This window comes from Trinickia terrae, from assembly GCF_005144415.1.
GTDB lineage: Bacteria > Pseudomonadota > Gammaproteobacteria > Burkholderiales > Burkholderiaceae > Trinickia_A > Trinickia_A terrae.
This window is the reverse complement of record NZ_SWJE01000018.1, coordinates 93,825-116,948: the sequence shown is the minus strand read 5'-3', so window position 1 is coordinate 116,948 and position 23,124 is coordinate 93,825. Positions and strand designations below refer to the sequence as shown.

General features: G+C 65.8%; 21 protein-coding genes and 1 pseudogene. 12 read left to right on the top strand and 10 right to left on the bottom strand.

What is annotated here, in order from left to right; all coding sequences use genetic code 11:
- Together FAZ69_RS28185 and prpB are read right to left on the bottom strand one after the other, a co-directional pair.
- Positions 1–386 (bottom strand): citrate/2-methylcitrate synthase (locus FAZ69_RS28185; RefSeq protein ID WP_304571745.1); only part of this gene is annotated, 386 nt, incomplete at its 3' end.
- 110 nt (positions 387–496) lie between these two features.
- Positions 497–1,393 (bottom strand): methylisocitrate lyase, encoded by an 897-nt coding sequence (gene prpB, locus FAZ69_RS28180; protein ID WP_169708788.1) that lies wholly within the window; start codon positions 1,391–1,393, stop codon positions 497–499.
- A gap of 302 nt (positions 1,394–1,695) precedes the next feature.
- Between prpB and FAZ69_RS28175 the strand changes: the two genes are divergently transcribed.
- Positions 1,696–2,001: a hypothetical protein gene (locus FAZ69_RS28175; RefSeq protein WP_136898369.1), complete on the top strand. Its 306-nt coding sequence runs from the start codon at positions 1,696–1,698 to the stop codon at positions 1,999–2,001.
- A gap of 114 nt (positions 2,002–2,115) precedes the next feature.
- On the opposite strand, the gene FAZ69_RS28170 is transcribed toward FAZ69_RS28175, so the two are convergent.
- Positions 2,116–2,772, bottom strand: a complete 657-nt coding sequence (locus FAZ69_RS28170) for a peroxiredoxin (protein ID WP_136898368.1) — start codon at positions 2,770–2,772, stop codon at positions 2,116–2,118.
- 189 nt (positions 2,773–2,961) lie between these two features.
- Positions 2,962–3,708 (bottom strand): UTRA domain-containing protein, encoded by a 747-nt coding sequence (locus FAZ69_RS28165; RefSeq protein ID WP_136898367.1) that lies wholly within the window; start codon positions 3,706–3,708, stop codon positions 2,962–2,964.
- Between the two features lie 401 nt (positions 3,709–4,109).
- Here FAZ69_RS28165 and FAZ69_RS28160 point away from each other — a divergent pair, with 401 nt between their 5' ends.
- Genes FAZ69_RS28160 through FAZ69_RS28140 form a run of 5 tightly spaced genes read left to right on the top strand, consistent with a single transcriptional unit; the run spans position 4,110 to position 8,678 of the window.
- On the top strand, positions 4,110–5,162 hold the full coding sequence (locus FAZ69_RS28160) for an ABC transporter substrate-binding protein (RefSeq protein WP_136898366.1): 1,053 nt from the start codon (positions 4,110–4,112) through the stop codon (positions 5,160–5,162).
- 10 nt (positions 5,163–5,172) lie between these two features.
- Positions 5,173–5,982: an alkaline phosphatase family protein gene (locus FAZ69_RS28155; RefSeq protein ID WP_136898365.1), complete on the top strand. Its 810-nt coding sequence runs from the start codon at positions 5,173–5,175 to the stop codon at positions 5,980–5,982.
- Positions 5,979–6,818 carry an ABC transporter permease gene (locus FAZ69_RS28150; protein WP_136898364.1) on the top strand — a complete coding sequence of 280 codons (840 nt, stop codon included), beginning with the start codon at positions 5,979–5,981 and terminating at the stop codon, positions 6,816–6,818. The genes FAZ69_RS28155 and FAZ69_RS28150 overlap by 4 nt, the downstream gene beginning before the upstream one ends.
- Positions 6,805–7,674, top strand: a complete 870-nt coding sequence (locus tag FAZ69_RS28145) for an ABC transporter permease (RefSeq protein WP_136898363.1) — start codon at positions 6,805–6,807, stop codon at positions 7,672–7,674. The genes FAZ69_RS28150 and FAZ69_RS28145 overlap by 14 nt, the downstream gene beginning before the upstream one ends.
- Entirely contained in the window at positions 7,671–8,678 is a 1,008-nt protein-coding gene (locus FAZ69_RS28140) for an ABC transporter ATP-binding protein (protein WP_136898362.1), read from the top strand. Before FAZ69_RS28145 ends, FAZ69_RS28140 begins: the two co-directional genes overlap by 4 nt.
- 20 nt (positions 8,679–8,698) lie before the next feature.
- Here FAZ69_RS28140 and FAZ69_RS28135 read toward each other — a convergent pair whose 3' ends face one another.
- Positions 8,699–9,427 (bottom strand): DJ-1/PfpI family protein, encoded by a 729-nt coding sequence (locus FAZ69_RS28135; RefSeq protein ID WP_136898361.1) that lies wholly within the window; start codon positions 9,425–9,427, stop codon positions 8,699–8,701.
- A 168-nt stretch (positions 9,428–9,595) separates the two neighbouring features.
- Between FAZ69_RS28135 and FAZ69_RS28130 the strand changes: the two genes are divergently transcribed.
- A complete protein-coding gene (locus FAZ69_RS28130; protein WP_136898360.1) occupies positions 9,596–10,309 on the top strand; it encodes a response regulator in 714 nt (237 codons plus the stop codon).
- Positions 10,310–10,345: 36 nt separating this feature from the next.
- Here FAZ69_RS28130 and FAZ69_RS28125 read toward each other — a convergent pair whose 3' ends face one another.
- Complete coding sequence (locus tag FAZ69_RS28125) at positions 10,346–11,218, bottom strand: 2OG-Fe(II) oxygenase (protein ID WP_136898359.1); 873 nt, start codon at positions 11,216–11,218, stop codon at positions 10,346–10,348.
- 183 nt (positions 11,219–11,401) lie between these two features.
- Between FAZ69_RS28125 and FAZ69_RS28120 the strand changes: the two genes are divergently transcribed.
- Positions 11,402–12,526: an ATP-binding protein gene (locus FAZ69_RS28120; protein WP_136898358.1), complete on the top strand. Its 1,125-nt coding sequence runs from the start codon at positions 11,402–11,404 to the stop codon at positions 12,524–12,526.
- Positions 12,527–12,550: 24 nt separating this feature from the next.
- Here FAZ69_RS28120 and FAZ69_RS28115 read toward each other — a convergent pair whose 3' ends face one another.
- Positions 12,551–14,869: a patatin-like phospholipase family protein gene (locus tag FAZ69_RS28115; protein WP_136898357.1), complete on the bottom strand. Its 2,319-nt coding sequence runs from the start codon at positions 14,867–14,869 to the stop codon at positions 12,551–12,553.
- Between the two features lie 218 nt (positions 14,870–15,087).
- Between FAZ69_RS28115 and FAZ69_RS28110 the strand changes: the two genes are divergently transcribed.
- Entirely contained in the window at positions 15,088–17,463 is a 2,376-nt protein-coding gene (locus FAZ69_RS28110; RefSeq protein WP_136898356.1) for a tetratricopeptide repeat protein, read from the top strand.
- Between the two features lie 52 nt (positions 17,464–17,515).
- Here the strand turns inward: FAZ69_RS28110 and FAZ69_RS34500 are convergent.
- The 3 genes and pseudogenes from FAZ69_RS34500 to FAZ69_RS28095 form a co-directional block, all read right to left on the bottom strand.
- Positions 17,516–17,848 (bottom strand): annotated as a pseudogene (locus FAZ69_RS34500) (sulfotransferase family protein); the annotation flags it as partial.
- Entirely contained in the window at positions 17,826–18,422 is a 597-nt protein-coding gene (locus FAZ69_RS28100) for a tetratricopeptide repeat protein (protein WP_136898355.1), read from the bottom strand. The pseudogene FAZ69_RS34500 and the gene FAZ69_RS28100, both read right to left, overlap by 23 nt.
- 379 nt (positions 18,423–18,801) lie before the next feature.
- Entirely contained in the window at positions 18,802–19,881 is a 1,080-nt protein-coding gene (locus FAZ69_RS28095; RefSeq protein ID WP_136898354.1) for a Leu/Phe/Val dehydrogenase, read from the bottom strand.
- 320 nt (positions 19,882–20,201) lie between these two features.
- Here FAZ69_RS28095 and FAZ69_RS28090 point away from each other — a divergent pair, with 320 nt between their 5' ends.
- From FAZ69_RS28090 to FAZ69_RS28080, 3 genes are all read left to right on the top strand, one after another.
- Positions 20,202–20,774, top strand: coding sequence for a hypothetical protein (locus tag FAZ69_RS28090; protein ID WP_240702495.1), 573 nt, complete (start codon positions 20,202–20,204; stop codon positions 20,772–20,774).
- An 80-nt stretch (positions 20,775–20,854) separates the two neighbouring features.
- Positions 20,855–21,424 (top strand): phasin family protein, encoded by a 570-nt coding sequence (gene phaP / locus FAZ69_RS28085; protein ID WP_136898353.1) that lies wholly within the window; start codon positions 20,855–20,857, stop codon positions 21,422–21,424.
- 216 nt (positions 21,425–21,640) lie between these two features.
- On the top strand, positions 21,641–23,059 hold the full coding sequence (locus tag FAZ69_RS28080) for a GGDEF domain-containing protein (RefSeq protein ID WP_136898352.1): 1,419 nt from the start codon (positions 21,641–21,643) through the stop codon (positions 23,057–23,059).
- Positions 23,060–23,124 lie beyond the last annotated feature (65 nt).

Genomic DNA, 23,124 nt, shown 5'->3' with positions numbered 1-23,124 from the left:
AGGCTGTGGTCGTCCTTCTCGGGCAGCACGGTGCCGAGCACCGAGACGCCGGTGCGCATCACGTCCATCGGATGCGCGGAAGCGGGCACCCATTCGAGCGCGGCCTTGACGTTCGCGGGCAGGCCGCGCAGGGCCTTGAGCTTGGTCTTGTAGGCGGTGAGCTCGGCTTGCGTCGGCAGCTTTTCGTGCACGAGCAGGTGGGCGATCTCCTCGAACTCGCAGGTGGTGGCGACGTCGAGGATGTCGTAGCCGCGGTAGTGCAGATCGTTGCCGGTGCGCCCGACCGTGCACAGCGCCGTGTTGCCCGCCGTCACGCCCGAGAGCGCGACCGATTTCTTCGGCTTGAAGCCGGGCGCGCCTGTCGCGCTGTTGTCTGCTTCGCTCATGATGCCTCCCGCCGGGCCGCCCCAAGGGAGGCATCCGCCCCCTCGGGGGGCAGCGAACGAATGTGAGTGTGGGGGTGCTTCATTTGTCGTCCTCCAGATTCGATGGGATGTCATTTCTTTGCGGCGAAGAGCGTATCGAGCTTGTCTTCGTACGCGTGGTAGCCGAGATACTTGTAGAGATCCTCGCGCGTCTGCATCGTCGCGACAGCGGCTTTTTGCGTGCCGTCGCGCTTGACGGTTTCGTAGAAGCCGAGCGCCGCCGCGTTCATCGCGCGATACGCGCCGCAGCAGTAGAGCGCGATGTCGACGTTCGCGCTCTTCAACTCCTCGGTCGTGAAGAACGGCGTCGAGCCGAACTCGGTGAGATTCGCGAGAATCGGCACTTTCACAGCGTTTTTGAAGCGCCGGTAATCGTCGAGCGTCTTCATCGCTTCGGGGAAGATCATGTCCGCGCCCGCTTCGACATAGGCGACCGCGCGCTCGATCGCGGCATCGAGGCCTTCCACGGCTGCCGCATCGGTGCGGGCCATGATGACGAACTGCTCGTCGGTGCGCGCATCGACAGCTGCCTTCACGCGATCGGCCATCTCTTCCTTCGGCACCACTTCCTTGTTCGGACGATGGCCGCAGCGCTTCTGGCCGACCTGGTCCTCCAGGTGCACGGCCGCGACGCCGGCCTTGATGAACGAGCGGATCGTGCGTGCGATGTTGAAGGCGCCGCCCCAGCCCGTATCGATGTCGACGAGCAGCGGCAGCGAGCAGGCGTCGGTGATGCGGCGCGCGTCGATCAGCACGTCTTCCATCGCGCTGATGCCGAGATCGGGCACGCCGAGCGAGTTCGCGGCCACGCCGCCGCCGGAGAGATAGACGGCCTTGAAGCCGGTCGCTTCGGCCATTTTCGCGGCATAGGCCGTGATTGCGCCGACGACCTGGAGCGGCGTTTCGGCGGCGAGGGCGGCGCGAAAGCGCGCGCCGGCAGACGGGTCGTGCATGGGAGTTTGCGTCATGGCTGAATGGTCGAGCTGATCGAGCGAAAAGGATGAAGCGGCGAAGGCGGCGCGATGCGGACTAAGGTTATGCGTGCGCGGTCTGGCGCTCAATGTCGAAAACGGTCAACCTGAGTGACGCTATTTGCCACTTTTTATGCGGGGAGTCTGCCTTCGCCGCGGCTTTCGATGCCGGACTGAAAGCAATTGAAGAATTTTGTCGGCTAATTGCGCGAGCACAGGGAAATGGCTTACCCTGTTCTTGCCCATACGAATTAGCGCTAAACTCGCGCTAAGCGACGAGCTCAGTGCTGGAGAAAACCATGGCTGACATCGACCCAGGCCGTACGTTCCGAGGTCTTCCTTTGACGCCCGAGCAGGATGCTGAAGTGAGGCACTACATAAAAGTGCGCAAACAGCAGGGCAAGAAGTGGGACACGCCGGAGCTGAAGGCGATGCTGCACGACATGCTGCAGCCGCCCGACGATGACGAGGAAGGCTTCGGCTACGATGAGACGAAAACCATGGCGGAGCGCGCGGAGTTCTTCGTCGACGAAACGATGGACCCGATCGAGGCAGCCGAAGAGCGCAATGCCGCGTTCGAATCCGAGTTGATGAAACGATTGTGAGGCGCCGAGACTGAATTCCTGACGCTCAGTATGGCTTATCAAGCCTTCGAGGCATCTTTGACGGGCGGGGCCGCCCCCAATCGACCGGCGCCCCGCCACGCGTAGCCCGATTTGCTATTTTGGCTGCGCCACCACCCGCAGATAAGGCTTGAGCGTCTTGAAGCCCTGCGGATATTTCTTCTTCGCATCCTCATCCGATACCGACGTCGGGATGATGACGTCGTCGCCGGGGCGCCAATTCACGGGCGTCGCCACCGCATGCTTGGCATTCAGCTGCAGCGAATCGAGCAGGCGCAGGACCTCGTCGAAATTGCGGCCGGCGCTCATCGGATAGACGAACATCGCTTTCACTTTCTTGTCCGGTCCGATCAGGAACACCGAGCGGACCGTCGCGTTGTCGGCGGCTGTGCGAGGGCCGCCGCCGCTCGCGTTCGGGTGAATCATGTCGTAGAGCTTGGCGACGGTCAGGTCGGCGTCGCCGATCAGCGGGTAGTTGACCGCATGCCCCTGCGTTTCCTCGATATCGCCGACCCAGCGCTTGTGATCGCTGACAGGGTCGACGGACAAGCCGATGATCTTCGTATTGCGCTTGTCGAATTCCGGCTTCAGCCCGGCCATGTAGCCGAGCTCCGTCGTGCAGACGGGGGTGAAGTCCTTCGGGTGCGAGAAGAGGATGGCCCAGCTGTCGCCGATCCATTCATGAAAGCGGATCTGTCCTTCGGTCGTCTCAGCGGTGAAATCGGGTGCGTCCTCTCCGATGCGGATAGTCATGTCTAGCCTCCATTGCGTGTGTTGCGAACCTGGGGATACGCGCGAAGCCGCGTTGTGATGCCGACGCTTTCGCGCGGTGGGACTGGGTAAGAGTCTTGATTATAGACACCGCCCGTGACGCCTTCGCATAGGGAATCGCCTACGTGTCCAGCGGGCTCAAACGATTCCTGGCGCACAGACACGCCGTGTTTAAACTTCCGCGCGATCCGGCACGTCGACGCACACGCGAATGGCGTCGTGGCGCCAGAACTCGAGGTCGCAATCGATGATTCGTCCGTGCTGGTCGCAGTTCACGCGGGTGATGTGCAGCGCGGGCGTGCCCTCGGCGACCTTCAACGGCGCGGCCGCCTGCCGGTGCAGCACCGACGGCACCATGCCGAACTGCACGCGCCCGTAGCGGATCCCGTACTCGCTCGCATAGAGCCCGGTCAGCGATTGGCGCAGGTCGAAATCGAGAATGCCCGGAAAGTACGCGGGGTTCAGATAGTGCTCGACGTAGAGAACGGCGCGCGAGTCGATCGAGCGCGCACGCCGGATCTGGATCACGCTCGAGAGCGCCGGCAGCGCCAGCATCTCGCAGATCGCCGCGCTCGCGGGAATCTGCTGGGCGGACAGCACCTCCGTGCCGGGCGCGCGTCCCTGCTCGCGCACCATGGCCTCGAAGTGCGTGCGCTTGAGCGGATCGTACTGGATGCGCGGCGGTGCGACGAACCAGCCGCGCTGCTTCTCTCGATAGATGAGGCCTTGCGCTTCGAGCTGGCCCAGCGCCTCGCGCAGCGTGATGCGGGTGGTCGCGAACAATTCGCTGAGCTTGCGCTCGGCGGGCAGGCGGCCGCCGGGCGGCAGCAGGCTGCGATCGATCTGTTCTGTCAGTGCTCGGCAGATGCGCGCAGCGGTGCGCGGCGCCTCGATTTGAGTTGAGTCTCTGGTTGGCATAGTCCAGCCCGTGACGGGGCACGATTTTCGTATTCTTACGCGATTCTTGCTCCGTCGCTTAATTCGTACCGTACCTGTGAAACATGGCTGATCTGTGACAGTACGTTATCTCGACATAATCCTCGGAGAGGGTGGAATCGTCAGCGCCGCTTGGGTCTGGCGCGTTCCGGCGGTCCGGGCGGGCGCTGTGGCCTGCATGACGGAGCAGAACGGATAGTCTAGCGCTGACACGGAAATTTCATCGATACGAATTAAAATGCGCGCAATCTTGCTGATCTAGACCACGTAATTTTGACTCGCCTAAACTTGCGCCGGGGTGCGCCATTTTAGCGAATGGCGGCCCAGCAAGTTCGTCGACGTCCGGAATAACCATCCATTCACAAGAAAACGAGGAGCATCGAATGAAACACCTGCTGGCGTCCCTTGCGGGCACCGTCATCGCTTTGCACGCAGCCGGCGCATTCGCCGCCGATCTCAACGCGCTTCAGGCCGCAGCGAAGGCGGAAGGCCAAGTCAACAGCGTCGGCATGCCCGACACCTGGGCGAACTGGAAGGGCACCTGGGGCGACCTCGCGAGCAAGTACAGCATCAAGCACGCCGACACCGACATGAGCTCGGCGCAGGAAATCGCAAAGTTCGTTGCCGAGAAGGGCAACGCGACGGCCGATATCGGCGACGTCGGCGCGTCGTTTGGGCCGGTTGCGGTGCAGCAGGGCGTCGCCCAGCCGTACAAGCCGAGCACCTGGGACCAGATCCCTGCCTGGGCCAAAGATAGCGACGGCAACTGGGCACTGGCCTACACCGGCAGCATCGCCTTCATCGTCAACAAGCAGACGGTGCAGGACGCGCCGAAGAGCTGGGCGGACCTGCTCAAGGGCAAGTACAAGGTGTCGATCGGCGACGTGAGCACCGCGGCGCAGGCGGTCAACGGCGTGCTGGCCGCGGCCTACGCGAACGGCGGCGACGAGAAGAACATCGCGCCGGCGCTCGATTTCTTCGCCAAGCTCGCCAAGCAGGGCCGCCTGTCGCTGTCGAACCCGACCATCGCGACGCTCGAAAAAGGCGAGATCGACGTCGGCGTGGTGTGGGACTTCAACGGTCTGAACTATCGCGACCAGATCGATCCGAAGCGCTTCGAGGTGCTGATTCCAAGCGACGGCTCGGTGATCTCCGGCTACACGACGATCATCAACAAGTACGCGAAGCACCCGAACGCGGCAAAATTCGCACGTGAGTACATTTTCAGCGACGCCGGCCAGATCAACCTCGCCCGGGGCTATGCGCGTCCGATCCGCGCCGAGCACCTGACGATGCCGGCCGACGTGACGGCCAAGCTCCTGCCGAACAGCGAATACGCGCACGTGCGTCCGATCAAGGACGCCGCCGCGTGGGAAGCGACGACCAAGCGTCTGCCGCGTCTCTGGCAGGATCAGGTGATCATCAACATGCAGTAAGGCGGCAGCCATGCGACGCGACGTGATTCTCGTAGTGCTCGACGGCCTGAATTTCCAGGTCGCCTACGATTCTCTCGGCCACCTGCAGGCGCTCGCCGCCGCAGGAAGAGGGCATCTGTACCGTATCGAGTGCGAGCTGCCGTCGCTGTCGCGGCCGCTGTACGAATGCATTCTGACCGGCGTGCCGCCGGTCATGAGCGGCGTCGTGCACAACGGCGTCGCGCGTCTCTCGAATCAGCGCAGCGTGTTCCACTATGCGCGCGCGGCCGGCCGCACCACGGCCGCCGCCGCGTATCACTGGATCAGCGAGCTCTACAACCGCACGCCGTTCGATGCGGCGCGCGATCGCCACACGGTCGCGCCCGAATTGCCGATCCAATATGGCACGTTCTATTACGCGGATCACTATCCGGATTCGCACCTGTTCGACGACGCCGAAAGCCTGCGCGTCAAGCATCGTCCGAACTTCCTGCTCGTCCATCCGATGAATATCGACGATGCGGGGCACGCGCACGGTCTCAATTCGCCGCAATACCGGAACGTCGCGCGGCAAGCTGGCATCCTGCTCTCGCAATACCTCGATGCGTGGCTCGAAGCCGGCTATCAGGTCGTCGTCACGTCGGACCACGGCATGAACGACGACTGCACGCACGGCGGCCTCTTGCCGGAAGAGCGCGAAGTGCCGCTCTTCGTGTTCGGCGGCGCGTTCAGCTTCGATCCGCAGGCGCGGCCGCGCCAGACCGAGTTGTGCGGCACGCTGTGCGAGGTGCTGGGCGTCGAGCACGACAAGCCCGTCTGCCAGGAATTGCTGAAGCGATGAAAGCGTCGTCTGCCAAATGGCTCGCGGCGGCGGCCCTGCTGCCGTTCGCGGCCGTGTTCTGCGTGTTCCAGATCGCGCCGCTCGTCTGGGTGGCGGTCCATAGCGCGCTCACCGATAGCGGCGTGAGCGCACAGAATTATCTCGATGTGGTCACGTCGCCGTTCTACCGGCAGGCCGTCGGGCACAGCCTCGAAATCTCCGCGTGGTCGAGCCTGCTCGGGATCGCCATTGCCGTGCTCGGCAGCTATTCGCTGCGGCAGGTCGACGGGCGCCTGCGCGAAATCGTGATGGCGTTCTCGAACATGACGAGCAATTTCGCGGGCGTGCCGCTCGCGTTCGCCTTCATCATCCTGCTCGGCTTCAACGGCTGCCTTACGCTGCTGTTGCGCCACTGGGGCTGGATGCAGAGCTTCAATCTGTATTCGAAGACGGGCCTCATCATTCTCTATACGTATTTCCAGATTCCGCTCGGTGTGCTGCTGCTCTATCCCGCGTTCGACGCGCTGCGCGAGGACTGGCGCGAATCGGCCGCGCTGCTCGGCGCGAGCGGCTGGCAATACTGGCGGCATATCGGGCTGCCGGTGCTCGCGCCCGCGCTGCTCGGCACCTTCGTCATCCTGTTCGCGAACGCATTGGGTGCGTACGCAACCGTCTATGCGCTGACCACGGGCAACTACAACGTGCTGCCGATCCGCATCTCGAGTCTCGTCGCCGGCGATACGTCGCTCGACCCGAACATGGCTAGCGCACTCGCGATGGTGCTGGTCGGCCTGATGACGGTCGTGACCATCGTCCATCAATGGCTGCTGAAGAGGAGCTACCATGTCGCGCGTTGACGTTTCAGCACCTCCGCCGGCAGCAGCCTCGGTACAGCCGCAAAGGCGTTCGCGGCAGCGCACGGGCCGCGCGCTGTGGCACCGCGCGGTCGTGTGCACGCTGTTCGCGATCCTTGCGCTGCCGCTCGTCGCGACGCTCCTCTATTCGCTCGCGACCGAGTGGGGCGCGACGGTTCTGCCGAGCGGCCTCACGCTGAAGTGGTACGCGACGCTCTGGAGCGAGCCGCGCTTTCTCGCCGCGTTTGCGCGCTCGCTGGTCGTGTGCGGCGGAGCGCTCGTCGCGAGCGTCGTGCTCGTGCTGCCGGCGATGTTCGTCATCCACTACAAGTTTCCGCGCCTCGACGGCCTGATGAACATCCTGATCCTGCTGCCGTTCGCGGTGCCGCCCGTGGTGTCGTCGGTCGGCCTGCTGCAGCTTTTCGGCGACGAGCCGCTGCCGATGGTCGGCACGCCGTGGATCTTGATCGGCTGCTACTTCACGATAGCGCTGCCCTTCATCTATCGCGCAATCGGCAACAATCTCCAGGCGATCAACCTGCCGGACCTGATGGACGCCGCGCATCTGCTCGGCGCGAGCACGGCGCAGGCCGCGTGGCTCGTCGTGCTGCCGAACCTCAAGAAAGGGCTTACCGTCGCGCTGTTCCTTTCGTTCTCGTTCCTGATCGGCGAGTTCGTGTTCGCGAACCTGCTCGTCGGCACGACCTACGAGACGCTGCAGGTCTATCTGAACAACATGCGCAACGACAGCGGCCACTTCACGAGCGCAATCGTGATTTCCTATTTCGCCTTCGTGCTGCTTTCCACCTGGGTTACCGCGCGGCTTACGCGCGACACATCCGAAAGGCAATCGTCATGAGTTTCGTCAACGTCCAGGGGCTCAACAAATCGTACGGGCAGACGCTCGTGTTCCGCGACATCGACTTCGCGGCCGAGCGCGGCGAGCTCGTGACGCTGCTCGGCCCGAGCGGCTGCGGCAAGTCCACGCTGCTGCGCTGCATCGCGGGCCTCACGCCGGTCGATGCGGGCAGCATCCTGATCGAAGGAAAGGACATCGTGCCGGTCGCGCCGCAAAAGCGCGGCGTGGCGATGGTGTTCCAGAGCTATGCGCTCTTTCCGAACATGACCGTGGAGCAGAACGTCGCGTTCGGGCTGAAGATGCAGAAGGTCGAGGCAGGGGAGGTGGCCAAGCGCGTGGCCGAGGCGCTTGCGCTCGTCGAGCTGACCGGCTTCGAGGCGCGCTATCCGCGGCAGCTCTCGGGCGGGCAGAGCCAGCGCGTCGCGCTGGCCCGCTCGCTCGTCACGCGGCCGCGCGTGCTGCTGCTCGACGAGCCGCTGTCGGCGCTCGATGCGCGCATCCGCAAGCATCTGCGCGAGCAGATCCGGCGCATCCAGCAGGAGCTGCAGCTCACGACGATCTTCGTCACGCACGACCAGGAAGAGGCGCTGACGGTCTCCGACCGGATCGTGCTGATGAACCAAGGGCAAATCGTGCAGAGCGGCTCGGCTGAAGCGCTCTACACCGCGCCTGCGAACCGCTTTGCTGCGGGCTTCATGGGCGCTTACAACGTGCTCGATGCCGCCGATGCGGGCGCCTTGCTGCAACGCTCGTTCGAGAAGCCGGTCGCGATCCGGCCGGAGTCGATCCGCCTCGTGCCCGACGATGCCCGGCCGAGCGGGCTCGCGGTCGGCGGCGCAGTCGAAGGACACAGCCTGCTCGGCAATGTCATCCGCTATCGGGTGAGGGCGTCGGGCGTGATGTTGTCGGTGGACGTGCTGAACCGCTCCGCCGCCGACCTCCATGCGCCCGGTACGCTCGTGCAGCTCGTGTTCGATCCGGAGACGCTGCGCGAAGTGGCTTGAGGCTTGTTGGCCGCCAAGTGTCAGCCGCCCGCGCTCAGACCCAGCCGGGCCGCGGCGGCCAGCGACTGCCGCCGCCTTTCCTCCAGCATCGGCGCGGACTTGCGTCGAGCAGCCTCGACCAGCGCAGCATCCGCGACCCGCGGATGGCCGGTCCTGAAGGGCGGCTCGGGATCGTATTCGAGCTGCAGCGTCAGGCGTTTCGCGAGTTCTTCGCCGCGCAGCTTCGCGACGACCGCGAGCGCGAAATCGATCCCTGACGTGATGCCCGCGCCGGTGATCCGGTTGCGGTCCACGACCACGCGGCTCGATTGCGGCTCGACGCCGAACAGGCTCAGTTGATCGATCGAAAGCCAGTGACAGGTCGCGCGATGGCCTTCGAGCAGGCCCGCCGCCGCGAGCAGCAGCGACCCGGTGCAAACCGACGTCACCCAGGCCGCATCCGCCGCCGTGCGGCGCAGATAGCCGAGCATGGCGTCGTTCGTCATCTGCGCGATTTGTCCCGGTCCGCCGGGCACGAACAGGACGTCGGCGGCGCCGGCCGTCTCGAACGTGTGCGTGGGGAGGATCGCGAGACCGGTATCGGAGACGACCGGCTCCGCCGTCTCGCTGACGACTGCCACCTGCGCATCCGGCACGCGCGCGAAGACTTCGAACGGGGCGGTGAAATCGAGCTGCGTCAGGCGGGGAAAGACCACCATCGCAATGCGCAGCGGGGTGGGGTCTGTGTGTTCTGCATCGTGTTGCGTCATGGCGGCTCCCGGGAAAAATCGCGAAATGACACTCTACCGTTGGCCAGCGACGCGGAAATGCCGACTCGCCTTCTTTTCCTGCCAATGCCGCCAAGGAACGAAGCGATCGGGGTGAACTCCCTGGCGTATCATCTCGATTTTGTGAAGCCAGCCATGGCGGCCTGTCCCATGCCAATACGGATCTTGCTCGTCGAAGACGACAGCCGACTCTCCGCGCTCGTCGCGGGCTACTTGCGCAAGAACGAATTCGAGGTCGACGCCGTGCTCCACGGCGACGAGGCGGTTCCCGCGATTATCGGGCGCCGCCCCGATCTCGTGATCCTGGACGTCAACCTGCCGGGCAAGGACGGCTTCCAGATCTGCCGCGAGGCTCGCACGCACTTCAACGGTCTCATCCTCATGGTGACCGCGCGCGACGACCAGTTCGACGAAGTGCTGGGTTTCGAATTCGGCGCCGACGACTACGTGCACAAGCCCGTCGAGCCGCGCGTGCTGCTCGCGCGGATCAAGGCGCTGCTGCGCCGCTCGCCGGTGCGATCGAACGAAGCCGCGTCCGCGCAGCAGCCCGAGAGCTACCGCTTCGGCAAATTCTCGATCAGCCGCGCGACCCGCACGGCGACGCTGCCGGACGGCAGCACGCCGGACCTGACGTCGGCCGAGTTCGACATGCTGTGGGTGCTCGTGCGCTGCGCGGGAGAAGTGGTGACGCGCGACGATCTGATGCGCGAATTGCGCGGCATCGAGTTCGACGGGCTCGACCGCTCGGTCGACGGAGGGATTTCAAAGCTGCGGCGCAAGTTGCGCGACGACGCAGCGAACCCGCAGCGCATCAAGACGGTGCGGGGCAAGGGCTATCAGTTCAGCAAGGTGGCGTGGGAGTAGCGGGGCGTGTCGTTGGCGCGAACCCGCCTTTACGCGTCAAACGTCGCGCCGATGCTCGCGCACCCACTTCGTCATGACCCATTTCTCGCCTTCGCGCACGGGTGCCCCCCCATGAAGGCTGAGCGGATCGAGCTGGCGCTGATCGTTCATGTACCGGAAGTACACGGCGTTGCCTTGCCTGCCGCCGACGGTGATGCCGGCCTCGGGGAACGTGGTTTCGCCGCCGTCCGGCACGTCGTTGAGGTAGACGACGAGCGTCGCCACGCGCTGCCCGCCGCGCTGGATGTGAACGGCGCTGCCTTTGGTGTTCGGATCGAAGTAATCGTAGTGCGCCCGGTATTCGCCGCCCACCTTGTAGTGCAGGATCTGGAGCCCTTCGCCGTTTTCGAGCGGCCAGTTCATCAGGCTCGCGATACGCTTGTCGATGCGCTCGATGAAGGCGTCCTCGCAGCGCTTGAACCATGTGCCTTCGCTGGTTCGCGCGGGAATGATGTCGGTGCCGCCGGTCTCGGGATTGACCGTCCCCGAGCGTTTGAGCTTGCTGCGCGAACGCTCGATGAGCTCGCTGCATTCCTCGGGCGACAGGACGTTGCCGAACACGATCACCTGGGGTTGCTCGACACGCATCAGCACCTGCACGTCGCGATCGTAAGCGCGGATGACGTTGCCGCTCGCCACCGGGATGGCGTCGTACACGTATTCGGCGGATATCTGGCCCGCAGCCGCCTCCGCTTCCGCAGGCGCGTCCGTTCGGCCTTTGTGCCGGTTGATCGCCATTTTTACCTGGACGCCGGCATAGTCGACGTCGAAACCGCTCTTGACCATTGCGTCGACCATCGATTCAGGCGTGCAGCCGAGGCCGGCGTTCGTATTCAGCCACTCCGTCCAGGCTGCATCAACGATAAGCATGTGAACTCCATCTCTTTGATTCGCACGGATTCCTATCCATTTCGAGAAAGGCCTTCGCACATGCGATTGCGGCGGCGAATGCCGCCAAAGGGCGGCATTATCCCGCTCGCCCGGTGCGGCTGCCTAGTCGAATCGGGCAAAATGCGACGCTTTGCCACCCATTTGAGATAGCGCCTTCACACCATGATTCGCGCCACGCCCTCCCGACTCTCCCCGTATCGCTATTGCAAATGGCGCTGGCTGCGCTTTCGACGTTCCTGGACGGACACGCGCGCCGACCGCGTCCCGAGCTGGTCGAGACTGTACTTGCGGGTCTATCTCCACCTGCTCGGCATGGTGCTGCTGATCGTGGCGGCGATGCTTGCGGCCCTCTCCTTGACGTTGCCGCCGGGTTCGCTGCGGCATGTCGTCGATTCGATGCCGGCGGCCGCACTGGCGGCGTTCGCGGTCTTCGGCTTGCCGGCGCTGGCCGCCTACCGCTGGGTCCGCCCGATCTGGCACGATCTCGTGATCATCCGCGAGCGGGCGACGGACTTCACCGGCGGGCGCTTCAACACGCGCGCCCGCGAGTCGCACAGCGTGCTGATCGGCCCGCTCGCGCGCATGCTCAACCGGCTCGCCGAGCGCATGGAACGGCTGATCGCCGCGCAGCGGGACCTGACCAACGGCATCTCGCACGAACTGCGCACGCCGCTTGCCCGCGCGCGCTTCGCGCTCGAGATCCTGCGCGAGCCGTCGTCGGCGCACGAGTATGAGACGGCGATCGCGAGCATCGAGCAGGACATCGCCGAGCTCGATGAGCTGATCGCGATGAGCCTCACCTACGCGCGGCTCGAATACCTGTCGCTGCAATCGCAACTCGAACCGGCGCCGCTCGCGGCGTGGTTCGGCCAGCAGATGCGCGAGGCGAGCCTGCTGTGCGGCGGCAAGACGCTGAAGATCGAGGCCGATGTCGACCGGAGCGCGCGCGTCGCGATGGACACGCGCCTGATGTCCTACGCCATCCGCAATTTGCTGCGCAACGCGGGCAAATACGCGAATTCGCAAATTCTCGTCACCGTTGCGATCGTGCGCGGCAACGTCGAGATCGCGGTCGAGGACGACGGCGCGGGTGTCGCGCCGGCCGCGCGCGAGCAGATCTTCGATGCGTTCGTGCGGCTCGACCGCACCACGGGCGGCTATGGGCTCGGGCTTGCGATCACGCGGCAGGTGCTGCAGGCGCACCAGGGGCGCATCGTCGCGACCGATCCGCTGACGCTGACGGGCGCGCGTTTCGAGCTCAGCTGGCCGGTGAGCAAGGTGGCTTGAGGCGCGAACCAGCGCCGGGCGCCGTCAATACGTATGCCCGAGCTGGAAGTAGATGTTGCGGCGTCCGCCAGGAGCGAACGCGATGCCGACGTAGAGCGGCCCGAACGAGCTCGTCGCGCTCGTGAAGAACGTGACGCTGCGCCGCAACTTGCCGCTGCCGAAACGGTCGCCCTGGTCCCAGACGTTGCCGGCTTCGAGGCTCACGCCCGCAAAGAGCGCGCGCAACGGCGCGATGTTGAACGACATCAGCTGGTCCAGGTAGGTAACCTGCCCGTAGAGCAGCGAGTTGCCCGAAAGCTGGTCGGCGGCGTACGCGGACAAGTGCTGGAAGCCGCCGAGCGTGAAGCCGAACGGGTTGACCACGTTCACCCCGCCGATGTCGGCGCCGGCCTCCAGGCTCGCGCTGACGCTCTGCCGGCCGAAGCTCTCCGCCACGATGCTCTTGCCGTAGAGTTCCGTGAACTTGTCGCTGCCGCCGAACACGGTGCGCTCGCCGCGCGCCTCGGCGAAATAGCCCCTGCGCGGAAAGAGCGGGTCGTCGAGCTGATCGATGACGAGCCGGGCGCGCGCCGTGACCTGCCTGCCGTAGAACTTCGGGTACGCCTCCGAGTTGATTCCGGCATCGTCGAACGCGTTGTAGACGGGCCCGGCGTAGCCGTGCGCATAGGCGAGCCCGATGCGGAAGTCGCCGAGACGGGCGAGCGGCACGCCGAAATCGAACCCGGCGCGCTCGGTCTGCACGTGGTACTGGTTGAGACGGAAACCCGTGTCGTTGTCGTAGATGTTCGCGAAGTGGCGCTGGACTTCCGCGTAGGGCGCGACGTAGTAGCCGAACGACGTCGACAGCGGCTGGCGCAGCTCCGTGTGGAAACTGAGGAGCTCGCTGCCGAGGATGCTGTCGACGCGCCACTCCAGCCCCGACGGCGTGAGCCACGGCCTGCGATAGCCGAGATTGACGCGGAAGCCGCCCTGGTCCTTGGAGCTGCTCGACATGCCGAGGCCGAACAGCAGGAAGTTCGGCCCCCACGATTTCTCGCGCGCATCGATGACGAGGCGGTGGCCCTCGCCTTCGGTGATCAATTGCTGCGTGACGCTTTCGAAGTCGCCGGAGGTCGTGAGCTCCCGCAGATCCTGGTTGACTTTGGCCGGGTCGTAGACGTCGCCGGCTTTCACGTGCAGATGGTCGAGGATGCGCGCGGGCGGCACCTCGCCGTTCGTTTCGACGACGACGCTCGTCACGCGGATCGGCACCCGTGGCAATGCCGCGTGCGCGGAGCGGTATTCGGCGTACGCCTCGGGCGGTAGCGCGAGCGCCTGCAGCTTGGGCAGGGCCGCGCGTGCGGCCGCTTCGCCCGCCGCGATGGCCGCGCGCGCGTTCGCGAAGTCGGTGAAGCTGAGGGGGCCGAGCTGCGGCTCGATCAGCACGTCGCTCGCCGCGAGCTGCGCGCGCTGGCGCGCCACGTTCTGGTGGATCAGGATGCCGAGCGTCTGCTGCATCACGTCGGCGGGAGAGGAGAGCGCGTCGAGCGGGCGCAGCGGCGAGCCGATATCGACCGCGATCACCACGTTCGCGCCCATCTCGCGCGCGGTCTCGATCGGCAGGTTGCTGACGAGGCCGCCGTCGACGAGCGTGACGCCGTCCACGTCCGTCGGCGCGAACAGCCCCGGCAGCGCCATGCTGGCGCGGATCGCCTGCGGCAGCGAGCCGTGGTCTAGCACGACCTTCTCGCCGGTGCGCAGGTTGGTGGCGATCGCGCGATAGGGGATCGGCAGCTTGTCGAACGGCTGGTTGCCCGGCACGCTCGAGGTCCAGTCCTGCAGCAGCGCCCGGAAGCGGTTGCCTTGCACGAGACCGGCCGGCAGCTTCACGCCGTTGGGTCCGAAGCCGAGGCTGCCGACATAGAGCCGTTCGTCCTCGCGCTCCGACTGCGGCAGCTCCGCGCGCTCGCTGACATCGAACGCGATGTCGGCGAGGTTGACGTTTTCGAGCCGCTTTTCCATCTCGGCCGCGCTCATGCCGCTCGCGTAGAGGCCGCCGACCACGGCGCCCATGCTGGTGCCGGCGATGCAGTCGACCGGAATGCGGTTCTCCTCGAGGACCTTGAGCACGCCGAGGTGCGCGTAGCCGCGCGCGCCGCCGCCCGACAGCACGAGGCCGACCGAGGGCCGGTGCGCGTCGCCTGCGATCGTGCAGACGCTCTCTGCCGCAGCGTCGCGCGACGCGAATGCGGCGGCGAAGAAGAAGGCGAGCGCCGCCGCGCGGCGCACCCGGCTCTGGGACGAGACTGGCCCGGGCGACGCCGCCAAGCTTCTAGTTGTTCCGCGCAGCAGCAGCCTTGTCATCCGGAATGGGGCGAATAAAAGGCCGAATATTACACAGGATTACCTCCGATAGGACTCGGGCAAACCTTCGAATCGGCTGGATTTCCTTACCGAATTGATGCGGGCAAGACGCGTTGCGCCACGATCGAAGCCAAATGTGCCCGCAGATCCGCGTTTTGAATCCCGGGACGCCTGTCTAGAATCGGGTCAGGATTCATTCGAAGGGAAGCGCTATCTCCATGCCGATCGACGCGCCGCTTAACGACCGTTTCGCACAGGCCAAGGAACGGCATCTGGCCGGCGACCTCGCGGCCGCCGGCGCGCTCTACCGCGGCGTCGTGGCCGCGCAGCCCAATCATCACGAAGCGATGTTCCGCCTCGGCATTCTCGAATGGCAAGCCGGGCGCGGCGGCGAGGCGCTGGCATGGCTCGACCGCGCGAGCACGCAACAGCCCGGGACGGCGCGCTACCACTTCGGCAAAGGCCAGGTCCTCGCCGCGCTGCGGCGATTCGACGAGGCAGCCGGTGCCTATCGCCTTGCGCTCTCGCACGAGCCGGAATCGGTCGATGCGTGGTTCGCGCTCGCGTGCGCGCTGCACGCCGGGGGCGATCTCGCGGCGGCGGCCGAGGCTTATGCATCGGTGCTCGCGCGTGAGCCGCAGCATCTCGACGCCCTCAACAATCTCGGCAACTGTCTCAGGCAGCTAGGCCAGCTCGCGCTCGCCGAAGACGCCTATCGCCGCGTGCTCGACGTGCGGCCGGACTACGCGAGCGCGCTGACCAACCTCGGGACGCTGGTCCAGGCGCAGGGCCGCCTGGACGACGCCATCGCATTGCTGCGCGAGGCGGTCCGCGCGGAGCCGGGCGCGGCTGCGCATCTCGTGAACCTTGGCGTGGCGCTCGGCGAGCGGCGCCAGTTCGCCGAAGCGGCAGCGATGCTCGAGCGCGCGCTCGTCATCGATGCGAATGCACCCGAGGCGGCCTACAACCTCGGCAACGTGCTGCAGGCGCTCGGCCGCCACGGCGACGCCGCCGCGCAATACAGCGCCGCGCTTTCCATACGGCCCGATCACGCCGACGCGCACAACAATCTCGGCAATGCCCTCAAGGAGCTCGGCGAATACGCCGCGGCGGCCGAGGCGTTCGACGCGGCGATCCGCCTGCGCCCCGGCTTCGTGGCCGCCTACAACAACGCGGGCAATCTCTTTCGCACGCTGGGCCGCATGGACGAGGCCGAAGCCTGCTATCGCCGCGCGCTGGCGGCCGATCCGGCGCACTCGGTCAGCTGGAGCAACCTGGGCAACGTGCTGAAGGACACGGGCTCGCTCGACGATGCGATCGACTGCTATCGACGTGCGTTGTTGCACGATCCCGCCAATCTCGTCGCACACAGCAACCTCGCGTACGCGCTGACGTTCCAGTGCGAGAACGGCCGCGCGATCCGCGACGAGTGCCTGCACTTCGCCGAACGGCACGAGTCGCCGTTTCGAAGCGCGCAGCCGCACTACGCGAACGATCGCATGCCGTCGCGGCGCTTGCGGATCGGCTATGTGTCGGCGGACTTCCGCGACCACTGCCAGACGCTTTTCACGACGCCGCTTCTCAAGCATCACGATCACGCGAACTACGAGATCTTCTGCTATTCGAGCGTCGCGCGGCCCGATGACTTCACGCGGCGTCTCGCGGCCTATGCGGATGTCTGGCGCGACGTGCGCGATCTCGACGACGACGCACTCGCGCAACGCATCCGCGACGACCGGATCGACGTCCTCGTGGACCTGACGATGCACATGGCGAACGGCCGCCCCTTGCTGTTCGCACGGCGGCCCGCGCCGGTGCAAGTGGCGTGGCTCGCGTATCCGGGCACGACCGGCAGCGGTGCGATCGGTTACCGCCTCACGGACCCGTGGCTCGATCCGCTAAACGAGCCGCACGTCGATGACCAATACAGCGAGCGCTCCGTCCGTCTGCCGGATTCGTTCTGGTGCTACGACCCGCTGACGCAAACGCCTGCCGTCAACGCGCTGCCGGTGCTGGAAACGGGCCGCTTCACGTTCGGCTGCCTGAACAACGCGTGCAAGCTGACTGAGCACACGCTGCGGATCTGGGCGCGGGTGCTGGCCGTTGCCGGCGAAGCGCGGCTCGTGTTGATGGCGGCGCCGGGGACCGCGCGCGAGCGGCTCACCGCGCGGCTCGCCGCGTACGGCGTTGCGCCGGAACGGCTGAGCTTTGTCGCGTTCCGGCCGCGCGCGGGGTACCTCGAGACGTATCACGAGATCGATCTCGCGCTCGACACCTTCCCCTACAACGGCCACACGACGAGCCTCGACGCCTTCTGGATGGGCGTGCCGGTCGTGACGCGCGTGGGGGGCACGGCGGTGGGGCGGGGCGGCTTGAGCCAGCTCGCCAACCTCGGGCTGACCGAGCTGGCCGCGCAAACGGACGACGACTATGTCCGCATCGCCGTGCAGCTCGCGAACGATCTGCCGCGCCTCGCGGCATTGCGCGCGGGCCTGCGCTCGCGGATGGAGCACTCGCCGCTGATGGACGGCGCGCGCTTTGCGCGCGGCATCGAAGGCGCGTTCCGGCAGATGTGGCGCGAGTGGTGCGCTTGATGTCGCGGCGCCGAGCGGCCGCTTTGCTCAGCTCGCCGAGGTCGTAGCTGAACGGCACGTCCTTGAAGAGACGCGCATAGCACGACAGGCAGGTCTCGACGGGCGCGCGCCGGGTATGGATGAAGCGCGCGTTCGGCAGCGCCGGTTGGATCATGCCGGCGAGCTCGAAGTTGAAGAGCATCTTGTCGGTGATGCGCCGGTACGATCGCCTGCCTGCGGCCGCATGGTCAAGCCGTGCGAGGTAGGCGGAGGCGATGGCGCGCAGCCGCTCCGGCTTCAAGACATCGAGCTCGCTTTGCGCCGAACGGCCCTCGGCCGATGCTGCGATCGTTTCGATCGAGGCCTTGAGCGCGCGCGAAAAGTCAGGGCGCTCGCCGCCGCCCACGACTTGCGGATGGCTTGCCAGTATCTGCTCGACGAGCGTCGATATTGGCTTCGACGAGGTGCGCGAAGCCACGCGCGGGCTCGCCCGCTTCGCTGAGCGCGAGACCCAGGGCGAAATGCAAATGGATGCGGTCTTCGAGCGGAGTTCGATCGGTATCGCGGATGAGCTCGTCCATCACGGCGAATAGCGGATCGCCGGCCTTGATGCGGGTGGCCTGGACATAGTTGCGGTAATACGAGCCGTTGCGCGGCGCGAGCCGGATTGCGGCTTCGTACGCGGCCAGCGCTTCGGCAAGGTGGCCGTTCGCATGCAGCGCGTTGCCGAGATCGTTATAGGCTCCGTGAAACGACGGCTCGATGGCAATCGCGCGCCGATGGCAGCGAATCGCATCGTCGAGGCTCGTCAGCTGTTCGAACGCGCGGCCGACGGTGTTGTAAAGATTCGCGTCGTCGGCGCCGACCTCGACTGCCCGGCGATAGAGATCGAGCGCTTCGTTCGCCGCGCCGCGCTCGGCGAACGCGTTGGCGAAGACGACGAGCTTCCACGCGGGGAGGCGGCGCGCATCGGGCGTCATAGGCGCGTCCTTGCGGCGCTCGTCCTCATGATGCGCCGAGGCGGCGTGCTGCGATTCGATCCGGCGGAATACGGCGACATGCTTTCGTTTCGTGCAGGCAGGTAGTGCGAAATGCGGGGAAGACGGTGCGCCGCGCGATGGACGGAACGCGCCGCATCACGCACACGGCGCGAGTGTAGACGCGACCGGGCGTGGTTAGTGCATCGAAGCATCGTGCGCAGATTTCCATCCATTACAGGCTGGACGGAGGCTTTCAATCGCCGTACGGAAGGGGATGTGGCGCGTCACGCGCGGGTAATCGCGCGTAAGAGGCTCGAAATAAAAAAGCCGCTTCACGGGGAAGCGGCTTCGGCGTAAAGCGATTCGATCGCGCGCGATCTCAGCGGGCCGCGGCGTTCTCGATCTTCTCGCGCGCCCAGCTCACCGCGGCGCGCGCCGGCGCCTCGCCGGACTTCTCGACCCGTTGCGCGAGCGCAAACAGCCGCTCGCGGATCTTCGCGACTTCCGTCATGACGGAGGCTTCATCGGTGCCGCCCAAAAACTCGCGGGCGCAGCTCACGATGCCGCCTGCGTTGATGAGGAAGTCAGGCGCATAGAAGATGCCGCGGCGGTGCAGCGTGTCGCCTTCCGCCAACGAGGCGAGCTGGTTGTTCGCGCCGCCGGCCACGATGCGGAAGCGGCAATGCTCCGCGACCTCGGGCGTGATGACCGCGCCGAGCGCGCACGGCGCGAACACGTCGGCCTCGACGCCCGCGATCTCGTCCGGCTTCACCGTTTGCGCGCCGAACCGTACGCGCACCTCGGCGACCCTCGCCTCGTCGATGTCGGCGACGATCAGCTTCGCTCCCGCATCCGCGAGCCGCCGGCACAGATCCCAGCCGACCGAGCCGAGCCCTTGCACGGCGACCGTCATGTCCGCGAGGCTCTTCTTGTCCATCACATACTGCGCGGCCGCCTCGATGCCGACGAACACGCCGTATGCGGTCTTCGGCGAAGGGTTGCCGCCGAACTCGCCGTCGCGCGGCATGCCGCTGATATAGCGGGTTTCGGTCTGCGCGGCGCGCATGTCGTCGACGGTGGTGCCGACGTCTTCCGCCGTGATGTAGAGGCCGCCGAGCGATTCGACCGCGCGCCCGAACGCCTTGAACAGGCTCGTGCGGTCGGTCTGCTCGGGCGTGCGCAGGATCACGGCTTTGCCGCCGCCGAAGGGCAGGTCGGCGAGCGCGTTCTTGTAGGCCATGCCTTGCGACAGGCGCAGCGCATCGACGAGCGCGTCGTTGCCGTTCGCGTAGGTCCAGTAGCGGCAGCCGCCGAAGGCGGGGCCGAGCGCAGTGCTGTAGACGGAGATGATGGCGGCGAGACCCGACTTGGCGTCGGTGAAGAGCGTCGTGCGCTCGTGGGCGGGGCCTTCTCCGGTGCCGAACAGGCCGGCCAGCCCTTGATCGAGGTGGTGTGACAAAGCGTTGACTCCGTTGGGTTGAAGAAGCCGAAGCGATAACTTCGCCTTCCCGTCACACCGGCTCGGGTCGCGAGCCGGTGCAGTAACGACGCTGGCCGCCAAGCGGCCGGCGTCATGGAGACGGCCGCGGTCAATCGTGTTGCCGCGAGGCCGTTTCACATTGGCGCGGGAGTGTAGCGCAACTCGTCGACGCCGCCATATTGGGTGTGCCACCGATTGTCCTAGCTAGCAAGATCGCTAGGTCCCGTAATTTTTTCCGACTGCTAGATTGGCGTCCATTGCTTGACACCCTGGAAATGGCATCGATGCAAGGCGCAGCCATGCAATACGTAGCCCGTGTTTCGATGGTCGCCGCCGCCTTGCTCGCAGGCGCGTCGTCGTGCACGGCGACGGATGCGATTCCGCTGACGCGCGTCAGCGAATCGCCGTCGCGGCCGGTGCTGTCCGAGGCCATCGCGATGGTCAACGGCACGCCGGTCACGCAAGCCGAGCTCGCTGCCGCCGTGGCGAAATCGGGGGAGCCCGATACGCCCGGCTTGCGCCGCACGCTCAAATACCGCCTGATCGCCTGCGAGCTGCTGTGGCAGGCGGCTCAGCGCCGCTATGGCGAGGCGGCCGCTGGCGAGGCGCAGTCGTCCGTGCAGGTCGACACGGCGATCAAGCGCTACCTGCGCGACGAGGTGCGGCCCGCCGCGGTGACGGACGCCGACGTGCGTACGCGCTATGCGCAGATCTCGGAGGTCTTGCAGACGATCGAGCCAGGCTCGTACCGGGTATTGGGCAGGGAAATGCTGGAGGACAGCATTCGGGCGGAGTTGACCGACGAGCGGCTGAATCAGGCGATCCACGTGGTCGTCGAACGCTTGATGGAGCAAGCCGACATCAGAGAGTGAAGAGGATCATAGAGGGGACGAGGAGACTCAGCATTGTCTTGAACCATGCCCGTCACAAGGGCGCCTTTGGGAGCGAATCAATGAGCTTTTGGAATCCGGAACAAACCGCCGCAATGCAGCGCACCAGCCTCGAAACTTCGTTTGCGCTTGCCGGCAAGGCTGTCGAGAACTGGCAGAAGGTCGTCGAGCTGAACTTCGAGACGCTCAAGTCGGCCGCCGGCGACGCGCAGGAGGCGGTGCTGCATGCCGTATCGGGCAAGCATCCACGCGAATGGAGCGTGCCGCATGGGAATCCGGCGGAGCACGCCGTCGCGCGCACCCAGGCCTATTACTCGCGCCTGTTCTCGATCGCGACTGCCGCGCAGGCCGAATTCGCGACGCTCGCCAACGAGCAGTACACCGAGCACCAGCACCGCCTGCATCATCTCGTCGACGCGGCCGGCCGCAACGCGCCGGCTGCGGCAGAGCCCGCGATCACGGCGCTGAAGTCGGCGATCAACGCGGCCGGCGCGTGGTACGAGTCGACGCGCAAGGCGGCGCAGCAGGCGATCGAAGTCGCGGAAAACAATGTCGAGGCCGTCAGCTCGGCCGTATCGAAAACCACGAAGCGCGCTGCCGAGCAAGCGGAGCGGGCTGCCGCGGCCAAGTAGACCGAATCACCGAGCATCCCTTGGCGACGCAGTTGCAGCGCACCTTGCTGCCATTGCGTCGCGTTTTCTTTGCTGGCCCTATCCCAATCGCGCGGAATTGTCTTATCTTATCTCCATAAGCTTGGAGTAGAGTTCGAGTCCGGTCGCGGGGGCGCATCGCGCCGCGAGCCGCGCCGCCAGACCGTGCCGGAAAACCATCATCCGAGGGGAGCGGACATGAGCTCGAATATCGCAGCCAGCGCGGCGCCAATCGTGGAACCGCCCGCCGGGATCCGGTATGTGACGCAGATCTACGGGCGGCTGCTGCTGGTCGGCTTTGCGTTGATCCCGGCCTACCTGGTCGCCTACCTCTACTTCTTCCAGGACCCCTCACTCAAGTTCGAGAACCATCTCTTTCACGAGATCGCGATCGCGGCGGCGACGCTCGAAGGGCTCTTCGTGACCTACGTGACGTGGCAGTGCTACCGCCTGTCGGGCGAGCCGATCCTGCGCTGGCTCACGCTCGGTTTCGCCGGGTTCGTCGTGATCTATACGCTGCATGGCGTCTTTACCGGCTTCTCGCATCGGAACATCTGGCTGTTCCTGCTCTATGGACCGGCCTCGCGCCTCGTGATGGCGCTGCTGCTGCTCGTCGGGCTGCTCTCCTACAAGGCGCCGCCCGATCCGGTCGCGCGGCGCGCCGATCTCTGGTTCTGGATCAGCTGGCTCATCGGCTTCTTCGTGATCGACCTGTTCGTGGCGGTGCTCGCGTACTCGCCGGTGGCGGGCTCGCTCGGCACGCGCCTGTCGATGGAGGGCGGGGCGCTCGCCGTTTCGCTCGTGAACGTCGGCCTGATGCTGTGGCGTCGCATCCGCTCGCCGCTGATGCTCATCTTCGGCATCTCGGTGATGTCGTTCGCGCTCTCGTCGCTCGCGTTCATTCTCGGCAAGCCGTGGAATCACATGTGGTGGCTCGCGCATGCGATCTTCGCGAGCGGCTTCTTCCTGCTGAGCTTCGGCGTCGTGCAGGCATTCCATACGACGCGCTCGTTCTCGACGATCTACAGCCAGGACGAGCTGATGGCGCGCCTCGGCGAGGCGATGGCGCGCACCGAGGCCGCGTTGCAGGAGCTGCAGCACACGAACCAGAAGCTCGAGCATCTCGCCGCCATCGATCCGCTCACGGGCGCCGTCAATCGCCGCATCTTCCTTGAGCGGATCGAGACCGAGATCGGGCGGGCCAGGCGCGGGGAGGCGCCGTTCTCGCTGCTCGCGCTCGATCTCGACAACTTCAAGCGCGTCAACGACACCTTCGGCCATCAGGTCGGCGACTCGGTCCTCAAGGGCTTCGTGCAGACCTGTCTCGAGGCGATCCGTCCCTACGACGGCGTGGCGCGCGTGGGCGGCGAGGAGTTCATGGTCCTCCTGCCGCAGGCGGCGCTCGATGCCGCGCTGATGATCGGCGAGCGCATTCGTATGGCGATTCAGAGCACGCGCTTCGACGCCGCGGGCGGCGATCAATTCTCGATCACCGTGAGCATCGGCATTTCGCAATTCGGGCAGGACGGCAGCACGATCGATTCGCTGCTGCGCGCCGCCGACCAGCGCCTCTACCGGGCCAAGAGCCACGGCCGCAACTGCGTCATCGCGGTATAGGCGCGCGCCGGCGTCTGTTCGTCTGTTGTTTTCGGGCCGTCGACAAACGTTTGCGCTCTATTTGT